The 17,372-nt window shown below is 67.8% G+C and carries 13 protein-coding genes; 2 read left to right on the top strand and 11 right to left on the bottom strand.

Annotated elements, in window-relative coordinates; all coding sequences use genetic code 11:
• Positions 1-145: 145 nt before the first annotated feature.
• Both ACFXOM_RS28545 and ACFXOM_RS28540 read left to right on the top strand, forming a co-directional pair.
• Positions 146-553 carry a hypothetical protein gene (locus ACFXOM_RS28545; protein ID WP_385040080.1) on the top strand — a complete coding sequence of 136 codons (408 nt, stop codon included), beginning with the start codon at positions 146-148 and terminating at the stop codon, positions 551-553.
• 115 nt (positions 554-668) lie between these two features.
• Positions 669-2,381 (top strand): hypothetical protein, encoded by a 1,713-nt coding sequence (locus tag ACFXOM_RS28540; RefSeq protein ID WP_385040077.1) that lies wholly within the window; start codon positions 669-671, stop codon positions 2,379-2,381.
• Between the two features lie 692 nt (positions 2,382-3,073).
• Here ACFXOM_RS28540 and ACFXOM_RS28535 read toward each other — a convergent pair.
• The 11 genes from ACFXOM_RS28535 to ACFXOM_RS28485 form a co-directional block, all read right to left on the bottom strand.
• Complete coding sequence (locus ACFXOM_RS28535; protein ID WP_385040074.1) at positions 3,074-3,895, bottom strand: hypothetical protein; 822 nt, start codon at positions 3,893-3,895, stop codon at positions 3,074-3,076.
• Between the two features lie 329 nt (positions 3,896-4,224).
• On the bottom strand, positions 4,225-4,548 hold the full coding sequence (locus ACFXOM_RS28530; RefSeq protein WP_385040071.1) for a hypothetical protein: 324 nt from the start codon (positions 4,546-4,548) through the stop codon (positions 4,225-4,227).
• Positions 4,549-4,624: 76 nt separating this feature from the next.
• Positions 4,625-5,035: a hypothetical protein gene (locus ACFXOM_RS28525; RefSeq protein ID WP_385040068.1), complete on the bottom strand. Its 411-nt coding sequence runs from the start codon at positions 5,033-5,035 to the stop codon at positions 4,625-4,627.
• A 190-nt stretch (positions 5,036-5,225) separates the two neighbouring features.
• Positions 5,226-6,557, bottom strand: coding sequence for a glycoside hydrolase family 6 protein (locus ACFXOM_RS28520; RefSeq protein WP_385040065.1), 1,332 nt, complete (start codon positions 6,555-6,557; stop codon positions 5,226-5,228).
• Between the two features lie 16 nt (positions 6,558-6,573).
• The gene (locus ACFXOM_RS28515; protein WP_385040062.1) at positions 6,574-9,024 is read right to left on the bottom strand and encodes a hypothetical protein; all 2,451 of its coding nucleotides are present in this window, start codon (positions 9,022-9,024) and stop codon (positions 6,574-6,576) included.
• A gap of 56 nt (positions 9,025-9,080) precedes the next feature.
• Entirely contained in the window at positions 9,081-10,283 is a 1,203-nt protein-coding gene (locus tag ACFXOM_RS28510; protein WP_385040059.1) for a hypothetical protein, read from the bottom strand.
• On the bottom strand, positions 10,283-11,272 hold the full coding sequence (locus ACFXOM_RS28505) for a hypothetical protein (protein ID WP_385040057.1): 990 nt from the start codon (positions 11,270-11,272) through the stop codon (positions 10,283-10,285). The genes ACFXOM_RS28510 and ACFXOM_RS28505 overlap by 1 nt, the downstream gene beginning before the upstream one ends.
• 93 nt (positions 11,273-11,365) lie before the next feature.
• Entirely contained in the window at positions 11,366-12,307 is a 942-nt protein-coding gene (locus ACFXOM_RS28500) for a hypothetical protein (RefSeq protein ID WP_385040054.1), read from the bottom strand.
• On the bottom strand, positions 12,294-16,355 hold the full coding sequence (locus ACFXOM_RS28495) for a hypothetical protein (protein WP_385040051.1): 4,062 nt from the start codon (positions 16,353-16,355) through the stop codon (positions 12,294-12,296). Before ACFXOM_RS28495 ends, ACFXOM_RS28500 begins: the two co-directional genes overlap by 14 nt.
• The gene (locus ACFXOM_RS28490) at positions 16,348-16,632 is read right to left on the bottom strand and encodes a hypothetical protein (protein WP_385040048.1); all 285 of its coding nucleotides are present in this window, start codon (positions 16,630-16,632) and stop codon (positions 16,348-16,350) included. The genes ACFXOM_RS28495 and ACFXOM_RS28490 overlap by 8 nt, the downstream gene beginning before the upstream one ends.
• A gap of 17 nt (positions 16,633-16,649) precedes the next feature.
• Complete coding sequence (locus tag ACFXOM_RS28485) at positions 16,650-17,174, bottom strand: hypothetical protein (protein ID WP_385040045.1); 525 nt, start codon at positions 17,172-17,174, stop codon at positions 16,650-16,652.
• Between the last annotated feature and the right edge of the window lie 198 nt (positions 17,175-17,372).

Raw genomic sequence — 17,372 nt, 5'->3', positions numbered from 1 at the left:
ATCTCTGGGCCTTCACTCTCCCTGCGACTTTAGGGGGGGGGGAGGGGGCGAAAGAAAAAAACCTGCGGGTCTTTCCCCACCCCCCACCCCACCCTCCACGCCCCCCCCCCCTGTCCCCCCCCCCGCCTGCATGATCGGACCATTCATGAGACCGGAGATCCAGGCCCGGATCGCCGCCGCCCGTGCCGCCCGCGAACTTTCCGACCTGGCCCGTCAGGCGGTCGGCACGACAGCCGAGACCACCAGTGCCACCGGGCGCATCCAGCGAGCACGCCGACTGCGGCAGATGGTCAACGAGTACGTCGACCGGGTCGTACTGGCCGAAGCTCTGGCCGGCGCCGACTGGCAGGAGATCACCGAAGCCCTGAACCGCCGCGACTCGACGACGGTCGAAGAGGAGTACGCGGACGCCGTCGCCGAGTGGAACGCGCTCCCGGAGGCCGACGCCGAGGACGAGGGCGTACAGGACCTGGACGACTGGTACGCCCGGCACCGCGAGGATCACGACCCTGACCTCGAAAAACCTGTCGCTGATCTGCTGAACAGGCATTGAGTCGGGCCTTCGTACGGGTAGAATAGTGCAGCAATGAGACCGCGAGAGCTTAACGCTGTCGCTGTCTCATTCTGCGCGGGAGAGCAACCCGCGCGTCCCGAACGAAGGATCACCGATGCCTGGTATCACCACGCCCCTGCGTGAACGCAAGTCCCGCCGGCCGACCGGTCTCCCCAACCCGCCGATGATGCTGCTCGTCGGGCCGGAGAAGTCCGGCAAGAGCTTCGAAGCGGCCGCGGGTACCGGCTCCGACCTGATCGGCATAACGTACTGGATCGAGATCGGCGGCTCCGAGGGCACGGCCGACTACTACGGCCGCGTTCCCGGCGCCCGGTACGAGATCGTCGAGCACAACGGCACCTACCAGGACATCCTCGACGCCATCCGGTGGGCCGTTGCGCAGCCCCCCGTGAACGGCAAACCGAACATGATCGTCGTCGACAACATGACGGTCCTGTGGGACATGCTCAGCGATGAGCAGGCCCTCTTCGCCCGCCGCCGGGCGGAGCGGAAGGCCCAGGAGAACCGCCGCCGCGCCCCGAGCCTCGACGACCCGGTCGTCATCGACTCCGACCTCTGGAACCGGGCCAAGGACCGGTGGGGCGAGATCCTGTGGATGCTCCGGCGGCACCACGGCCCAACCCTCCTGCTCGCCCGTCAGGAGATCGTCACCGCGTTCGAGAACGACAAGCCGACCCGGGACAAGACACGGAAGATCAAGGCCGAGCGGAACCTTCCCGCCGCCGTCGACGCCATCGTCGAACTGCACGCGTTCGGCGAAGCGCACCTGACCGGCGTCCGGACTCTCCACTGGGACGTCAAGCCAGGGGAGTCCATGCCCTTCTCGGACTTCTCCATCGACACCCTGTTGCGGCGCCTCGGCTTCGAGGAGGCCGCCGCCGCTCGTCAGGTCACCGAGGCCCGGCCCGAGGCGTACCTGCAGGAGCAGGACCAGCAGCGTGCCCAGCAGCAGCCCCAGCGCGCCCAGCAGCAGCGGCGCCCCAGTGAGAACGAGCTGACCGGCCCGAAGGCGGCCGCGCTCATCAAGAAGGCGTTGGAGGACCCGACCGACCCCGAGATGGCCCTGCAGGGCATCCGCGAGGAGTGGGGCATCCGCACCCTCAAGCAGATCCCCACCGAGTCCCGGCTCGGGAAGATGAGCGCGGACGACCTGATCGCCCGCTCCCTCGCCTACATCAAGGCCCAGGCCGAGAAGCGCCAGCAGGGCACGGGGGACCAGCGGCAGGGGGAGCAGACCGGCACCGACGCTGGGCAGGGCGAGGCGACCAGCACCCCGCCGACCGTGATCGAGCAGGACCAGGCGCGCGAGCACCACGAGACGCCGCAAGACTCGTCGGCGCCCGCCCAGCCCACGCCCGAGCCGGAGCCGCCGGTCGAGGGCGCTGCTCCGCCGCCGCCAGACCCGCAGGCCGAGGAGCCGCCGCCCGCCGAGACGCCGGAGGACACCAGCGCGGCCGAGGAGCCGCAGGACATCCCGGCCCGGCCCGCGGCCAAACGCGCTCCGAAGAAGAAGCCGAACGATCCGACGGAGATCGCGCGCCAGGCGCTGCTCGACGAGGCGGAGGTGCAGGCCCGCTTGAAGTTCACTACGCGGCGTGACCACCTCCAGCCGATCTACGCGGACGGGGAGCCGGGCTTGGCTCAGCTCCGGGACTTCGTGCAGGTGCAGCGCGCGGAAGTGATCGCCCTCCTGGAGGAGAACGACCAGGCCGTCCTCGCCGACGTCTACCGGCGCGCGCCGATGCCGGATCTCGGGCTCAAGAAGAAGTTTGCCCCCTACTTCGACAGCGCGCCCGCAGGGCAGTGAGGTGAGGTGACGTGAGGTGACGCGCGCCCGGGGCCTCTGGGCGCGCCCACCGCTCTGGCGCGCCTCCCTCCCCGCGTCACCTCACCTCACCTCACGGGGCGCGCGTCGCGCGCTTCGCCCCTCCTGCAGGCGCGCCTCCGGCCGATGGCCAGCGCGCCTGTGATCACCGTCCGGGGCGCGCCCACGCCGCGCGCCCGCGCTATCTGACGCGCGCCGTCCGAGCCCTGGCGCGCCTCGGTGGGGCGCGCCGCGCGCTGATCTTGGCGCGCCACTGAGACCGCACCATGGCGCGCGCCGAGGAAGGGCGCGCCTCCGGTTGGCGCGCGGCGCGCCCACCGCTCCGCGCGGCGCGGCCCGCCTGATCTCGACCGGTGCGCGCCCGCGCCCCGGCAGCGCGCGGTATGGCGCGCACCGGACGGCGCGCCCCTCGGGGCCGATGGCGCGCGCCGTTTGACCTGCTAATTCGTCGAGGCGCGCCCTGCCGGTCCGGCCGCGCGCGCCTGCCCCGCGCGGGGCGAACGGGCCCACAGCGGAGGCGCGCGGCAAGTACGGCGCGGGTCCTCGGGCGCGCGCTGGTTCTCCTCGAGCGCGCTTCCGGACGCGCCTGGCCGCGCCGATCGAGCACGCCCGGAGACGACGAAGAGCGCGCCTTGGGCGCGCCCTTCTCTCTCGTTCCGGCCTGTGCCGCGCCCCTACGGCGCGCCCTTCCCAGCGGCCCGGCGGACCGCGCGCGCGTCTCGGCGCGCCTGCTTCTTCCCCTCCGTCAGCTCCGCGCGGACCTCGCGCAGCAGACTCGACAGCTCCTCGGGGTGCCGCTCGCCCAGGCGACGGAGCGCGCGCAGCCGGACGTTCGGCTCACTCGGCATCCGGCCGTGGCGCGCCTCGGCGTACTGGATTCCGTACCGCAGGAAGCGCGCTTCGACCACGACCCGATCGCGGAACTCCTTGACCTGGGCATCGCGCGCCTTGCGGCTCTCCCCGACCGCGGCCGCCGGCAGGAACCGGGCCGGTTCCTCCAGCATCAGGCGGCAGACCCCCTCAGCCCTGCCCGCTACGCTCGGTGAGCGGAAGGCGAGCGCCTGCACCCGCCGCGGCACCGGCCCCGTGACCGGCTCGTCGCGGACAAACGCCGTCCACCGACGAGTGAACGTCTCGTCGTCGAGCGCGGCAAGCTGCTTGGCCTCCTCGTGCGCGAGGTCGTCGACGACGTCCTCGTACGGGCGCGTTGCCGCCTGGAGAGCTGCCCGGAACGGAGCGATGCGGGCAGCCTGCTGGCTCTTGCTCTCGCCCTCCTCACGGGGCAGGAAGCTGCGCATCCGCTTGATGGCCAGCTCCAGCGCATCGAGGGTCCGCGGTGCCATCCGGGGCGAGACCAGAGCCGCACCCTGGACGTCGCGCGGGGCGCCGGTCTTGGACCCGCCGGTGACGTACTGGACGACCGTGTTCATCAGGCCGTCGGGAGACATGCCCGACAGGCGCTTGATCTCCGCCTCGATCTCCTGCGCTTCGGCCATGCGGTCTGTTCCTCCTCGGGTTGGGCCCGCTGCTCTCGGGCCGAAGGTGCACGTCTTCCTGCGGGGGCAGCAAGAGGTGGCCGTACCGAGCCTTGCGACAGCGTGTGCCGGATCATCGCTGAGCAGTGCTCCCCGGCCCCGAGTGCTCTGCACGCACCCGGTGGTCTCGATGCCTGGTGTCAGGCGCGTCCCTGGAGAAGGGTCACCGCGGTGTCCATGAATCCAATGACGCCTGACGGCTATCTCAACGCTGTTGTCGCGGCAGCGGTACGGCCACCTCGAGTGCTGATGGTACCCGCCGGCCGAGGGCCGGACGGGCGTCGTGGGCCTTATTCGGCCTGCTTAGCCGTAATCTTGGTCGTCAGGGACTCGATCATCGGGGCGAGCTTGCTGGGCTTCCACACAAGGTCGTAGCTCGTCTGCGAGGCCGCCAGGACGCCGAGGAGGGTCGCGGCCGTGAGCTGACCGTGCTGGAACTGGGCCCAGCCGCCATCCGCCGCCATGGCGAAGACGCCGGCAACGAGCGCGGCCACGACCGCCACGATCTTCTTGTACTTCGCAGACCAAGCAGGGCGCTGTACGACCGCGGTGAGCAGCGGGAGCACAGCGCCGACCTGGCCGCCGGCGGAGAGAGCCTCAAGCGTTGCAGACATGGGTGATGCCTTTCATGCGTAGGTTGCGTGACAGGCGGACTGTGCGCGCGGCCGACCCCTTGCGTCGCGTGCTTGCTCAACCGTCGGGCCGGTCGTCCAAGTCCTCGGCGATCTCCCGCGGCGGGGGCGGTACGGGGCGGTCGTAAAGCTGGGCGACCAGGGCGCGGAGCCGGTGGATGTAGTCGACGGCCGCTGCCTTCCAGCGTCTCCACTGCCTCTGTTCTTCCTCTAGCCGCTCGACCCTGTTCTCCAGGGTGGTGACCCGCTCGAGCGTCTTGGCGTTCGTCTCGCGTTGCTGCTCGAGGAGCTGGGTGAAGCCGTTGGTCACTGTCTGGACCGATGTCACGAACGTGGTGGCCTCCGCCGTCTCCGCGTCGGTTTCGTTCTTCCGCTTGTTCTGGCGGTACACCATCCAGGCCCCGCCCAGCACGCCCACCATGCCGAACAGGGGGCTGAGGACAGGCGCCAGAGAGATGAGCCACTCCACGGGGCGCCTCCTCGGTCATCGGTCGTCAATTGAGTGCGCGGGAGCCGGGGCGCTGAGTCGTGCCCGCGGCTCCCCGCAGCCGTGACGATGGAGGAGGCGGAGAGCTTGCGTCGCGTGCTCACGGCGCCGCAGCGGGGTGAGAGGCCCAGGGCAGTTCGGCAAGAACGATCTTGAGTCTTGATGAGTTGGATCAGTGGCCGTCGATGAGGCGTTCTGCAAGGTAGGGCGAGAAGGTGCCGGCCGTGTTCTCGGGCGCGATGCCGCACTGGCCATCGGAGTCGCCGGGGAACTTGACCCACAGCAGGTACTCGGCGCCGCCCACTCCGATGGAGGCGGGCACTCCGAGACGCCGCCCCGCGGGGTTGCAGTAGTCGACGTGTTGGCCGTTGTCGTCCATTGCACCGTTGCCGTTGCGAGCGGTGTCAACGACGAACTTCGTACCTGCTATGCCCTGGGCCGTGAGCGCGGCCGTGATCTGGGTGCCGTATCCGCAGCTGATGTCCGTAGCGTCGAAGTTCGCGACACCGACGGCGAAGCCTTTGGCCGTGCCGATGCCGCCCTTAATGAGACGCGCTGCCATGTCAGCGGGTTTGATCCATGTGGCGTTGGCTCCGTCGAGGTAGGCGCGGACCAGAGGGCGGGCAGCGAGGGACTGCGCGGCGTACGACAGCAGCGCGTACCGGTCAGTCCGAGCCTGCTCGGTCGGCAGGTATTCGGCCTGCGCAAGGGAGTCGGGCTCGACGATGACCAGCGCTGGCCGGTCGCCGATGCCTGCAGCGAACGCGTCGATCCACGTCCTGTATGCGTCGGGGGTCGGCGCGCCGCCGGAGGACTGGCCTCCGCTGTCGCGCCAGTGCATGTTGTAGGCCGCCAGGATCGGCAGCTTCCCGGTACCGGCCGCTGCGGTCACGTAGGCGTCCACGTCTGCCTGGATGTTGGTGTTCCAGTCGCCAAACCAGCGCGCCCCCGGCCGCGATGCGATCGACCGCTGGATTTTCGGGGCACGCGGGTCGCCAGCGTTGATGGTCACCCACTTCTGGGCGTTGTTGTCCGGGTCGACGTAGAACCCCTCACGGATGGTGCTGGTCGTCAGCCGGACCTCGGTGAGGTAGACAGTGACCGAGGTGCCCTGTCCCATCTGGAAACTCAGCTGCCCGGCCGTGGTAGCGAGGCTGCTGGTGAACTGCATAACGAAGTGGACGTCAGCCATGCCCAGGTCCACGGTCTTGTCGACATCGGCTGTCCACGGGTCGACTCCGAGTCCAACCTGGACACGCAGACTCGTATTGGCCTGAGAGGCGCGGGCGGTGAACGACAGGGTGTAGAGGCAGCCTTGGCGCAGGACAATGTTGTCCTGACCGAATGGCGCGTCCCACGGATTGATCGCGTCGGTGGTGGCCGCCGCCTCCGCGCCTGCACCGGACGCGGTAAGAGTGATCTTCGTCGGGTCGCCGGCCCACCATCCGGTGGTGCCGTTGGTGAAACTTCCGTTGGCGACAAGGTCGCCGTAGGTTCCGGCCACAGCAGGTGTGCCCCTTCTACTTGGTGTAGGTGACCCGCAGTTGCGGCGGGTAGGTCTGGCCGGCGCCCCGGAAAATGCCGTAGTACGTCTGGTCCGTGGTGTTCGGGTCCAGCGCGATGCCACGCCACGACGTGCTGTCGAATACTGCAGTGATATTCACCCATTTGCCCTGATTGCGGGACCAGGAGATGGTCTGCGACTCAGCCTGATCGCTGGAGAAGGCCGCGGGCCGGGACGCGTGGGAGTGCGCCTTGATGCGCGCCTTGCCGCCGTTGGCGTAATACCAGTGTTCGGCGTAGAGATAGACCTCGGCCTTCTGGATCACCGCTCCGGCCAAGTCGGTGCCGAGGGATGCGGGAAACCCGATCAGGGCGGCTTGGATGCCGTTGTTCGACGAGTAGTAGCCCTGCACACACTTGGCGCCGTAGTACGAGTTGTAACCGGCGCGCTTGGCATACGACCCGGACCACGAGGCGGTATAGGTCTTGGTGTAGGTACGGACAGGGTCGGGGGCGGTGCCGCCGCCGCTGTTGGGGCCTCCGGTCTCGGGGACGTATGCGCCCAGATCCTCGACGTACAACATCCCGGGGGCGGTGGAGGCCCCGGAGAGGTCGACGGTCTGCCCGGCGGGGCCACCCGAGCACTTGAACGTGAGCAGGAGCCGGTGGGTGCCGACCCCCAAGACATTGCTGGACCGAACCAGTTCCAGGCGCACGCGGTCGGAGCCGCCAAGTGGCATGTGGTGGGTGGCCAATTGCAGCTGTGTGGAGCTGATGGTTGGCTTCGCGGCACCGCCGTCGCGGAGACGGAGTTGTAGTTCACCGCCAGCAACCGACGGATTTACGTGGGCGTCGAACACCATGCGGTACATCCGGTTCGGCTCGGCTTCAAAGCCCAGTTCCACGAACCCCAGCTCGCTGGTCCCGCCGGCGACGGATGTCGTCTGGTAGCCGATGGCCACCAGGCCGCGGGCATAGTTCCCCAGCAGGGTCGAGACTGGGTCACCCTTCACGGTCAGTTCCCCGGCGACGCTGAGGTCAACGAAGCTGCCGTTGCCCAAAGGGTCAATGGTGGCAACCGGCTGACCGTCATTGCGGAAGGTCATGTATTGCGGGGCACCGGTTACCAGCGACACCGCCTCCGCGCCGGTGTCGTCGAACAAGCGCAGCCCCTGAGGGCCTATCTCCGCGCGGGCTCCGCCAGTGGCACGGCCGAAGATGGTTTGGGCTTCAGCGTTGTCCCAAACGATCCAACCGGCTGTGGCCGCGGATGCCTCCAGGCAGATCACGGACTGCGTGGTGCCCTGCGGAGCCGTCACCTGACTGCTAATGCGCTGCCACCGCCCGGTGATCGGGGCGGTGGACTCGACCACGCCATAGCCCAGAACCTGGCCTCTGGAGTCCTCCCAGCGTGCGAGGATCTTCACGCCCTGGGCAGCCAGGTTGTCGGAGACGAGGATGTCCACGGCGAGCCAGAGCTGGGACCGGGACAGGACTGGCACCATGGCCAGCGGCAGCGTGTAGTTCGTCGCGGTGGCCGCTTCGCAGTCGACACGGATACCGACGCCAGACCGGTTGCCGGGCGCGAGGGACCACGGCGCGCCAGCGGCGGCAATGATGTTCGCGGTGGCCGCGGTCTCAAAGCCTGGGTCGGGAACCAAGTTGGTGCCCTGCCCGACGCCGATCTGTTCGGGCCTGATCGCACCGACAGAGATGTGCGGTGTCTCGATGGCGCCCGCGGCGATCTTCCCGGCCGTCACCGACTGTGCTTTGAGCTCCCTCGCGCCGATGGCGTCCGCGGCGACCTTGCCGGCAACGACTGAGTTCGCGGCGAGGAGGTCCGCGCCGATGGTCTCTTTGACGAGCTTCGACCCGGGCACGGAGGCGTCCTTGAGCCATATCGCCAGGTCGAGTAGCGCGGACAGGTCTGGCCCGTCGACCTGCTTCGGAGTGCCCGCGGCCGCAGCGGACGATCCGCCGGTGACGCCCGCGCTGTTTACGGCCACCAACCGTACGTACGCCGTGGCGTACGTTGCCGTGGCCACAGTGACCGTGCCGCCCGCAGTGTTGCTGATCGTCGCGGCGAGAGTGCTCGCGTCGGGGGTGTAGTCGGGGACCAGGCCGAGGTGAACCTGGATGCGCGCAAAGTCCGCCGGCGTGGAGTACGAATCGTCCCATTGCCCATCCCAGGTGACCACCAGACCGGCGAGGACCGGTTCGATGGTCGGCGCGGTTGGAGTGGGCGGTGGGGCCGCGTTGACCGGGACGACCGCCACCGTGCCGTCCGGCTGTACGCCGACGGAGCCCTTGTGGGTGCCGTCGGCGTCGTAGATGTCGAGGGCGGCGCCTTCAATCGATGTGTGGCTTGCCTGCGTCGAGCGCTCGAGCGCGCTCAGGCGCCGGTCGTAGTCGGCGAACACTTCCGCCACGCGGCGGGCATCACGCTGGTCATCAAGGAAGTTCGCCATGGCTGCGGATGCTGCGGTCTGGGGATGCTTAGCGTCGCGCGCTGAAAGTCCGTGGGTCAGTAGATGAAGCTGTCGGACCTCTTCAAGGTGAGGGTGCAGGTGCCGTCCGCGCTGATTTCGTCGGAGACGATGCGGTGCCACATGTCCACATCCCCGACCCACGGCACGTTGACCTGGACGCGGATGTCGTCGCCGAGCTGCCAGGAGCCGAATCGGGCGTTGGGATGGTCAACGATCTGGATCGCGGGAATCTGGAGCACGCCGGTGCGGCCGTAGAGCTCTTTGAGGCTGCGGGCTCGCATCGCGGCCGCGGACGACAGCGTCTTGTCGGTGACCGTGTGCACGCGGCGCAGCCGGCCTGCTTCGTACTTGTGGGCCTGAAAGCGGGCCATCTTTCTGCCCTCGCCCTTGCCGAGGAGGACAATCTCGTTCGCGTACTCATCACCCATGCCTTCCGGCCGGGCGATGGCGGAGATGTTCTCCCCGTCTGCGAACCGCAGGTCGTTGCGTTTCCTGCCGAGGCGTGGTTTGCCTAGGACGATGCGGCTGTCGATCGTGTTGGTGCCGCCCACCCAGGTGTGGGTCTCGATCCAGTCGAACGGGATGTCGCGGGCGAGCTGGTCGAGTGTCTGGCCGCAGTCGGGGTTGTTCCACCAGGCCAGTTCCCACGGATCGGATCCGTCGGAGGCTCCTAGCAGCTCACCTAGGTTGTGGCTGTCGATCTTCAGGCCGATGTTCCCGTACGGCCGGCTCTGGATGTGGTTCCAGATGTTGCGGAAGGCGACGTACGCATCGAAGCGTGTCCCGCCGTACGGCTTGGGTGGCGGTGGGACCTTCTTCTTCGGGTTGGAGTAGTCAATGTAGCCGTCGTGGTTTTTGTCCTTGCCGGCGTACGGGTCCTTCGGGGTGATCAGCGGGCCCGAGATCATGTGGCTCTCGTACGGGATGCCATGCGCGTAGCTGGAGAAGCCCTCGCACTGGATCGAGGCCTTCGGCCCGTCGAAACTGGTTTTGGTGACGATGCCGCCCCACCGGAGTTGACCCTCGATCTCCAGGAACAGTTTGGTGCCCCACTCTTCGATGATCGGCAGGCCGTCCGGCCCACGCAGGCGGGCGTACTCGGGCTCGATCGTTCCGCTCATCGACCCCGGCCCGGACAGATCGCGCTTGGGGTTCGTGCTGAGCGCGAACGGAACCTCCCAGTCGAGAACGTCCTCGGGCAGCGCGCGGACTGCGATGAACCGCCAGCCCCCAGCCATCAGAAGGAGTCCTCACGCGGCGATTCCACGAACTCGATGTCGCAGAACATCGTGGACCCGCCATCAGCTTCGAGGGTTCCGGTGTACGAGGTGTTGGAGGTGTTGCACCCTTCCATCACCAGATCCTGCACGGTGCCACGCAGCGAGGACGGAATGGAGACCGTCCCACCGCCGATGAAGGTAAACCGCTGCCGGCTGCCGACCCAGTCACAGTCATAGTTCGTGTTGGACGTGACGAGCGTGCCGAGCTTGGCGCGCAGGTGACCATAGGAGTCCTTCGCGTTGACCTGCTCCAGTCCTGCCCACGTGGCGATGATCGTGGCGCTCGTAGCCCATTCCGGGATCTCGATAGGCCACCGGCAGCCGTTGGGGAACTCCTCCCAGTTGGGATACCTCGTGTTACCTACCTCGTCCACGCCGTTGAAGCCGTGCATGTAGCGCAGCACGCGCCGGCGCCGCGGGTTCACCATCTCCCGCAGATCCTTGATCATCGCCTGAGTGATCGAGGACGTGTTCGCCGGGATGTCGATCCGAGCGAGCGTGATTGCCGAATCAGCCGAGCGGACCTGCCGAATGCTCTTGGTCGTGTTCGGCACACCGGAGACGACCCGTGTGAAGACGTATGGCCCCACCTTGGGATCGCTGGGGTTGGGCCAGGTTTCCCCGAAGCTGTAGGGGTTCTCAATGCGGGCGACGATCAGATCGCTCCGAGGTGAGGCGCCCGTACCCGGGATGGACACCTGGTCGCTGGTGGGTAGCCGGGCCGCGTACGCCTGATACGCCGCCCCGGCTGAGCGGTTGAGGACCGCGCACGCGCCCGTGCCGATCTGTACGGCCGGGCCTGGCGTGCCAAGCGCCTTCACCTGCAAGTCGCCGCCGCCGATGATGCCCTCGGCCCCGGCGAAAGCGGTGTACGCCAAGAGCCGTGCGATTTCACTGGAGTGCTCGGCTCCACCTTCGGTGAACCAGGGCACGCTATCCCAGGGCATGAGTGTCTCCTCCGCTTATCGGCTGCTGTCAGCGGAGGACTGTGACCTCGAAAGACCCTTTGCGTCGCGCCCTACAGTTCCCGGTGGAACCGCCTACAGGTACGCGTACGCGTCACGCCAGGCCACCACCATGTACGACATGCCTGTGGCGTCCGACCCGCGGAGGACGAAGTCCTGGCGGCCGACAGGGAGCCGCACGTCGGTGAGGCGCGGCGAGCTCCTGTAGAGGGAGCCTGCAACGTTGGCACTGCCATTACGCAGCACTGTGCGCGCCCACGGCCGGGGGTCGATGGTCACCCGCTCGCCCTCGCCGAGTGTGAGATTCAGGCTGACCTTCCAGCGGTCCACCACTTCGCACGCTGGCTGAGAGATCGGACCGTAGATTGTGATCACAGGCCAGCATGGTTTGGTCCCGCCGATGTGTACCTCGCCGGGGACCCTGCTGGAGCCCTCTCCGGTCATTGACAGAGGTGTCGTCAGCGGCCCGACCAGTCCACGGTGCGGAGCTGGAACGATGCCAATGTTGACGCTCTGTTCGACGTCGTCGTAGGCCGTGTTGTCCACGCACACGAAGGTGGCGACGACGGGCGTGTACCCCTGGCGCGTGAGCCTGGACGCGGCGGGTGCGAACTTTCGGGGCCGGCCGTAGAAGCGGCGGATCCTCCCGCCCTGGACAGTGCGCAGGACAGCAGGGGTCGCGAACCGACTCCGTACCGCCTCGGCGTCCCACACCTGTGCCATCGCTGAGACCGCGCCCAGGTTCATCTCGTGGCGGCCGAGTCGGTTCGAGGCGCCATCGACCGTGTCGACACCGACCTCGAACGTGACGGTTGCCTGCGTACGGAAGTCTTGTCCGAGCCGTATTCCATCCTCACGCGGCAGCGGGGTGTCACCAGTGTCCGTGTCGCCGTATGCGATGTCCGGCGGGTCGAGCAGGTAGTAGCCGGACTGGATGGACCCGAAGGTGAAGTCGGCTTCCGGATGGATTCCGTTGGAGCCATAAGAGAGGTTCCATTCCCCCTCAGCCAGTGGCATGTGCGCCTCCTCGGCGGATACGGCGAAGTTCGAACATTGCGTCGTTCAGGGCCTCTCCTGGCTTCATCGGCGCGCCGGTCATGGTCAGGTTCAGGTCCCCGCCTACGAGCGCCGCGGCGGCCGCCGACATGGCGGCTGGACGGGTGCGGCTGGAGCTGATGCTCCGGCTCAGGGAGACGGCGCCGTTCGCGAATTGCGACAGGGCCCTTTCGGGGTAGACAACGGTGCCGCCGAAGTACCGCGCAACCCAGTCGAGGATCTGCTCCGAGCGCTTCCGCTTCCCCGGAGCGAGAGGGATGTAGGCCTCGCCCGGGTACGTCTCCGGCTCTGCCCACAGCCGCATCTCGCCGGCCTTCGCGACCTGAGCGATGTGCTGCTCCGCGCCGTTGGCGAACGCCTTGACCCGTCCGGCAAACTTGTGGATCCCGCCGTTGGCGTACTTCACGATGTCGCCGTCAGCGTGCTGAGTGACCACCGACGGCTTACCGACTGAGTGGTACTGGATGGTGACGTGCACGGTCTTGCCGGTCAGACCATTGATCTTGGTCTGGATTGCCTGCACCTGCGCGATGGGTGACTTGTTGGGGGCGGTGATTCGGACCGTCTTGCCGTTCGTACCGTCAACGGTCTTGATCTTGTACCCAAGGTCTTTGAGTGCGGCCTGGGCAGTCTGCGTCGGTGCCTTGACGTCAATGGACTTGCCTTTTGGCAGGCCGGCGACCTTGTCCTGGACGCTTTTGAGGTCCCCGGCTGCCTTCTTGATGATCGCCTGGACCGTGACGTTCTTCCTGTTCGGCGCGTTGGCGATGTCCTGAGCCAGGGCGCTGATGTTGGCACGGGCGCCGCCGGTGGGTGCCGTGACGTTGACGTCCTTGGTGCCCGGGATGCGCTGGACCTGGAAGCCGAGAGCCTGCAACTGGCTGGACGCGGCGGCGGTCGGCGCCGTGATGCGGATCGACTTGCCCTTGCCCAGCTCCTCGAGCCTCCCCCGAAGGCTCAGGAACTCGGCGGTCGCTTCGGGGATTCCCTGCGCTGTGATGAGGGTGGTGACTGTGCTCGGGACGAGCCCCATCTGGTCTGCGAGTGCCTTCGCCTGGTCCTTCGGAATGCCCAGGTCCGTGGCGAGCGCGATTGCCTTGGCACGGGCCTCCTCCATGGCCCCCTGGCTCCTTTCCATCGCCTCCGACATAGGCATGAGGCCCTGCTCCGCGGCCTCTTGTGCGCGCGTAGCGACAGCAAGCATGGAGTTCCGCAGCTCCGTCAACTGGCTGTTCAGGTTCTGACCGTTGCGGGTGGAGGTGTCGACCAGGCCGTCGTTCGCGACAAGCGCCTTGCCCCAGCCGTCGGCCTTGTCGATGTTCGACTTCATGGTGTCGTCGATCTGGAGCATCACGTTGTTGAGCTGGGCTTCTGCGTCGTGGAAGCTCTGGGTATTGCCGTTCAAGGCGTCTAGTGCCCTCTTGAGTGCGTCCACCCGCTCATCAGCCGACTTGGTTTTGTCGTTGAAGGTCTGCACGGCGGACTGCAGGCGGCCGTATGAGGTGGTACCGGTCGTGCCGGACTGATTGATGGCGTCGGCAAGTTCCCGGTGCTTCTTCTGGCTCTCCTCGAGCTCACCCTTAACGGAGCCGAGGGCATCCTTCGCACGGATCGCGGCCAAGCCCTCGTCGTCCCATGCTTTGGCGCCACCGCCCGAGGTGACGAGCCACTTCTCGTGAATGTCGGCTGTCTCCTGAAGCTGCTCCTGCAGTTCTCCGAGGGTCGTGCCCTGCCCGAGATAGGCGTTCGTCAGATCGCCGAGACTGACGCCTGCCTTGCGCATCATGTCCACCAACTTGCCCTTGCCGTCGGCCAGCTCCGTGTCCTGGAGAAGCTGTGCGGCCTGGGCCCGAACGTTGGCGTCGATCGCGCCGCCGGAGGCGGTCAGGGCGTCCGTCAGGGACTGAACGCGTTCCTTGTGGGCCTGGGTGGCGCGGGCGGCTTCCTCCTGCCAGGAGGCGAGGAGGCCGAGGCCGATCGTGACGCCGGCGAGGGCGATGCCGAGAGGGCCGCCGAGGGCAGACGTGATGCCTCCGATGGCATTGGAGGCGACCCGGTTGGCCGCGCCGATCCCACGCATGGCGCCGGTGAAGCGATTGCCTTGTGTCGCGGCGGCCCGGTAGGCGAGCCCCATGCGTTGCCACATGGTGATCTGCGGGCCGAGGACGCCGGGGCCCAGGGTTCCGCGCATCGTGTTTCCGAGTCCGCGGACGGAGGTGCCCGCGGCCGCTACGGAGGTACCGAAGGACCGCAGCATGCCGGCGACGCCGCTGATCACCTTGAGGGCGAGCATCGTGCCGAGGAAGGTGGCCAGGACCGTGTTCGCCCCGGGAATGATGCTCATCAGCGTGTTGAAGACCTCGAGTAGACCACTGAACGCCACAAGCAGTACGCCGAGGCCGGAACCGGCCGCGGAGAGGTTCCCGATCGCAGTAGCGATGTTCGAGATGACGGAGATGATCGCTGGGCCGACGGTCTGACCGATAGAGGTGAAGAAGGTGCCCAGGGCTGGCATCAACTCGGTTCGGATTTGCCGGACCAGGTCGAGGATGCCGCCGTCTTTCATGGACCGGCCCATGCCGCGCATGAGGTCGCCGAACAGCATGTTGACCTCGTGGAACACGGGCGCAGCGTCCGAAAAGAGCTGCTGCATGGCCTTCTGCCCGGCGCCCGAGTTGGCCCAACGCTCGAAGCGCAGCATGCTGCCTTCGAGGCCGTTGAGTAGAGCGTTGCCGGTGTCCATGGCCGCGCGGCCGACACCGCCGAGTCCCCGGATCAGACTGCCGGTGGTGCGGCCCAACTGCTTGGCCTTGTCGCCGGCGTGGTCCAAGAACCTGGCGAGGCTGCCGGTTTCCCTGCCTGCCTTCACGGAGGCCCGCATCCACTGCGTCAGCCGTTCGCCGCCGCTCGCGACCCGCTCGACGAACGGACCGCTGGCCACGAGGAAGTCCCCGGTGGCGGCGCCCATGTTGGCGAGGCTGTCCGTCAGGTGGCCGATGACCCGCGAGTTCGAGGACGCGATGGTTTTGAAGTCCTTGCGGAACGGGCCGCTCTGCATTGCCTTGGCGCCGCGTTCCGCAAGGGCGCCCATCTGGGCTGCGGAGTCCCCGAGGGCGTCCTCCAGCAGCGGGAAGACGGACTTCGCGAGGGGCTTGATGTCGTCGGCGACCTTGGAGAAGAACCGATCGCTGACGGACATGCGGACCTTGCTCCACGCCCCTTGCAGTGAGGAGACGGCCTTGACCGACTCCCGGGCCGATGGGGAGAGCTTGTCCAGTGCCTCCTTGAGCTTCTTCTGCTGCGCCTCGGTGACCTTGCCGTCCGCGGCGAGCATCTTCTGAGCCGCGTTCGATTGCTTGAGCGCTTCACCGAAGCCGCTGAACGCGATCTTTGTGCCGATCGCTGCAGTGCCCGCTGCGGAGATGAGCCCGGGTATTGCGCCGAGGACACCGACCGCGGGCGCGGCCGCCGAGACGAGCGCGGTCAGGCCAGCACCGTACTGGCCGATGAGGGCGACCGCGGGCTGCAGGAGGGAGACAATCGCGCCGATGCCGAGCATCCGCAGCGCGCCGCGTCCGCGGCCGCGGCCGGGCAAGCGCATCTGTACGGGGACGTTGACCGGGTTGCGGTCGGCCTCCCCCTGCGCACCGGAGATCAGGCCCCGCAAGCCGCTGAGGAGACCGCCGCTGCGCTGGCCGTCACCGTCCCCGTCCGGCCGGACGGGGAGTCGTATATCGGCGTCGTCGACGCGGCGCCGTAGTGCGTCGAGTTCGCCGCGGAACCTTTCCTCGTCGACCTTGACGCGGATCTTCGCGGAGACACCCTTGGACGCCTCCTTGACGACTTCCTTGAGTCGTCGCTTGAGGCCCTTGCCGTCGACCTCAACCTTGATCTTCGCGGCCAGGCCCTCGGCGGCCGTTTCGACTTCCGTGCGGAGTTTCGCAGCGAAGCCTGCAAGGTCAGCGACGACCGGCACGTCGAGGCGACCGGCCTGCAGGCCCTCAGCCACTGCGGATCATTCCTCTCTGCATGGCGGCCATGAGCATTTGCCGGTGGCCGGTCATGCGGGGCGCCTGCTGCGGGGCGGGCTGCGACGGCTGCGGCGTGGAGCCGCGGCGCTGCCGCGACGCGCGTTCCTCGCGAGGCGGGCGGATGACGTGGGTTGGCTCCTCACGCCGCTTGTCTGCGGCGATGAGCCCGATCTCGTCGACGATCAGCGCCAGGAGTTCCAGGACGTTGTTCCAGCCCCCGAGGGGGGCGGAGCGGACCCGGGAGTCGTCCGGCAAGCCGTCGACGAGGGAGATCAGCCGTCGGAGTCCGAGGAACCCGGGCTGTCCGGGACGAAGCCAGACGCATCGGGCGTCGACTTGGTGGTAGCGGGAGAGGTCGGATTCGACGTCTGCGAATCGCTCGCGGAGGAGTCGCCCAACCGAAAGAGCTTTCCCAGCTCGACCCCATAGACGCGGGTCAGGGCAGTCGTCAGGCGGACGTAGTCGCCGATGAACGGGCGCGCCTTGAGGAAGTCCTCGTGCTGGTCGCCGAGGAGGATCGCGTACGTCTCTCGAATGGCGGTGAGAAACTTCCGCGGCAGGGACGGCCGTCGGAAAAGAGAGGTGACGACCTCGGTGACACCGGCGTCGCCGTCGGCGGAGTCGATGACTTCGCCGAGGAGACCGACCAGGTCCAACTCGTCCGACAGGATCGGGTCGAGGGCGTCGGCCGGCAGCTCCGCCGGGAAGATGAACTGTTCTCCGCCGAACTTGACCGGGATGCCGTCGGGGTGCTGAACCTCGCGGCGTTCGGCGTCCAGGTCGATGACGAACGACATGGCTGTGACCTCTCGTGTGCGTAGCTGAGTCGCGGATGTGGCAGCGCGGACAGTGGCAGTGCCAGGTGGCTTGTGTCGCGGCGCGGGGGGGGGGGGGGGGGGCGGGGGGGGGGGGGGGGGGGAGGGGGGGAGGGGGGGGGGGGGGGGGGGAAGGAGCGGCTCGGTTTTACCTTTTCTCCCTACTCCCCCTCCTCCCCC

It is taken from the genome of Streptomyces sp. NPDC059169 (genome assembly GCF_042755225.1).
In the GTDB taxonomy this organism is placed as follows: Bacteria; Actinomycetota; Actinomycetes; order Streptomycetales; family Streptomycetaceae; genus Streptomyces.
Note: the sequence above shows the minus strand (reverse complement) of the source record. Positions and strands in the feature narration are given on the sequence as shown.

Bases quoted from the DNA above. Each gene is read 5' to 3' on its own strand.
- ACFXOM_RS28545 (WP_385040080.1), top strand. From the start codon at position 146: ATGAGACCGGAGATCCAGGCCCGGATCGCCGCCGCCCGTGCCGCCCGC.
- ACFXOM_RS28540 (WP_385040077.1), top strand. From the start codon at position 669: ATGCCTGGTATCACCACGCCCCTGCGTGAACGCAAGTCCCGCCGGCCG.
- ACFXOM_RS28535 (WP_385040074.1), bottom strand. From the start codon at position 3,895: ATGGCCGAAGCGCAGGAGATCGAGGCGGAGATCAAGCGCCTGTCGGGC.
- ACFXOM_RS28530 (WP_385040071.1), bottom strand. From the start codon at position 4,548: ATGTCTGCAACGCTTGAGGCTCTCTCCGCCGGCGGCCAGGTCGGCGCT.
- ACFXOM_RS28515 (WP_385040062.1), bottom strand. From the start codon at position 9,024: ATGGCGAACTTCCTTGATGACCAGCGTGATGCCCGCCGCGTGGCGGAA.
- ACFXOM_RS28510 (WP_385040059.1), bottom strand. From the start codon at position 10,283: ATGGCTGGGGGCTGGCGGTTCATCGCAGTCCGCGCGCTGCCCGAGGAC.
- ACFXOM_RS28505 (WP_385040057.1), bottom strand. From the start codon at position 11,272: ATGCCCTGGGATAGCGTGCCCTGGTTCACCGAAGGTGGAGCCGAGCAC.
- ACFXOM_RS28500 (WP_385040054.1), bottom strand. From the start codon at position 12,307: ATGCCACTGGCTGAGGGGGAATGGAACCTCTCTTATGGCTCCAACGGA.
- ACFXOM_RS28485 (WP_385040045.1), bottom strand. From the start codon at position 17,174: ATGTCGTTCGTCATCGACCTGGACGCCGAACGCCGCGAGGTTCAGCAC.